Origin of the sequence: Bradyrhizobium sp. (assembly GCF_049581145.1) — a bacterium.
Classification (GTDB): Bacteria; Pseudomonadota; Alphaproteobacteria; order Rhizobiales; family Xanthobacteraceae; genus Bradyrhizobium.
This window is the reverse complement of the sequence record NZ_JBAURI010000330.1, coordinates 1-2,105: the sequence shown is the minus strand read 5'-3', so window position 1 is coordinate 2,105 and position 2,105 is coordinate 1. Positions and strand designations below refer to the sequence as shown.

The following is a 2,105-nucleotide window of genomic DNA, read 5'->3' as shown; positions in this document are numbered from 1 at the left end:
CCCGCCACCAGCGAAATCGCAATGCCCTCGGCGCCCGCGCGGGCGGTGCGGCCGATGCGATGGACGTAGGTTTCCGGCACGGTGGGTAGATCAAAGTTCACGACATGGCTGATGCCGTCGACGTCGATGCCGCGGGCGGCAATGTCGGTGGCGACCAGTGTGCGGATCTCGCCGGAGCGGAATGCCGCCAGCACGCGCTCGCGCTGATTCTGCGACTTGTTGCCATGGATGGCGCTGGCCGCGATCCCGGCCCTTTCGAGACCCTTCACCACCTTGTCGGCGCCGTGCTTGGTGCGGGTAAAGATCAACGCGCGATCGACCGGCTCCTGCTTGAGGAGCTGCGCCAACAGCGTGGGCTTGGCCGAATGATCGACCTGGATGATGCGCTGGGCGATCCGCTCGACCGTCGAGGCGACCGGAGTCACCGCGACGTGCATGGGATCGCGCAGCATCTGCTCGGCGAGATCGGCGATGTCCTTGGGCATGGTTGCCGAGAAGAACAGGGTCTGGCGCTTGATCGGCAATTTGCCGACGATCTTCCGGATGTCGTTGATGAAGCCCATGTCCAGCATGCGATCGGCCTCGTCGAGCACGAGGAATTCGACCTGGTTGAGCTTGAGGCCATTGCTCTGCACGAGATCGAGCAGGCGGCCGGGCGTGGCCACCATGACTTCGACGCCCTGCATGACCGAGCGGACCTGGCGTCCCATCGGCACGCCGCCGATCGCCAGCGCTGCCGTCAGTCGCATGTGGCGGCCATAGGCGTTGAAGCTGTCGAGAATCTGTCCGGACAGTTCGCGGGTCGGGCTCAACACCAATACGCGGCAGCTCTTGGGCTGCGGCCTGATGCGGTGCTCCAGAATCCGATGGAGGATCGGAAGCGCGAAGGCTGCGGTCTTGCCGGTGCCGGTCTGGGCGATGCCGACGATGTCGCGACCGGCCAGCGCCAGCGGAATGGTTTGTGCCTGAATCGGCGTCGGCGTGAGGTAATTTTCTTCCTTGAGTGCACGCGAGATGGGATCGGCGAGGCCGAAATCCTGAAAGGAGGTCAAAAGCTTGGTTCTTTCCATATAAAAGCAATGAGCGCTCCGGCATGGATGCCGGCGCGGGCGGAGTGTCTCTGAGACACCCGCGTGTTTGGGGCGTCGGTTTTGGTTAGCTGAAAAGGGGCAAGCCAGAAGCCCATGCCAAGGGCTCAAGAACACGCGGCTCGCGATGACCCGATGAAATCCCCGAAGTCTCGCACTTCATATGGAGCATGAACACGGCGCTTTCAAGGTGAATTGCACGACGGACGCCGGCGCCCCGGCGTTGTACGGTAATATTTGGTGGCGAGCGCCACTCGGCATGTCGGACGGCATTGCAGTGCGGAAATCAGATGCTGAAAATCTAGTCATTCTTGCGATTTTGCACATAGAATACGCGGATTGCCGCTTTGGCATACAGTTTTGTTGCCTAAATTTTGAGCTTTCTATGACCCAAGCAGAAAGATTCCTCAATTATTCCATCATCTTACCGTGATTTGCCGCCCTGGCACGGTTCTTGCGATCCGGTAAACGCAGGCGGTCGTGGGGCCGTTTCGGCCGCGTCTAAACGTCTGCGTCAGGGAGATGATATCGCATGCTTACCAATTTGACTGAAAACATAGCAACGCCCCTCAGCCGCCGCCGCTGGCTGACCGCCGCCGCAGGCCTCGTTCTTGGCGTGGCCGGCTTCCGGTCGGCGAAAGCGGACGACGATACTATCAAGATCGGTATTCTTCATTCGCTCTCCGGCACCATGGCGATCAGCGAGACCACGCTGAAGGACGTCATGCTGATGCTGATCGAGGAGCAGAACAAGAAGGGCGGCGTGCTCGGCAAGAAGCTCGAGGCCGTCGTCGTCGACCCAGCGTCGAATTGGCCGCTGTTTGCGGAAAAGGCCCGCGAACTCATCACCAAGGACAAGGTGAGCGTGGTGTTCGGATGCTGGACCTCGGTCTCGCGCAAGTCCGTGCTGCCGGTGTTCAAGGAGCTGAACAACATCCTGTTCTATCCCGTCCAGTATGAGGGCGAGGAGAGCGAGCGCAACGTGTTCTACACCGGTGCCGCGCCGAACCAGCAGGC

The 2,105-nt window shown here is 60.9% G+C and carries 2 protein-coding genes; one reads left to right on the top strand and one right to left on the bottom strand.

Annotation, left to right across the window (positions count from 1 at the left end; all coding sequences use genetic code 11):
* On the bottom strand, nt 1-1,070 hold a 1,070-nt coding region (locus WCB02_RS10915; protein WP_423958146.1), incomplete at its 3' end, for a DEAD/DEAH box helicase.
* 550 nt (nt 1,071-1,620) lie between these two features.
* On the opposite strand from WCB02_RS10915, the gene WCB02_RS10910 reads away from it, so the two are divergent.
* Nucleotides 1,621-2,105: transporter substrate-binding protein (locus WCB02_RS10910; RefSeq protein ID WP_423958144.1), on the top strand; the 485-nt coding region annotated here is incomplete at its 3' end.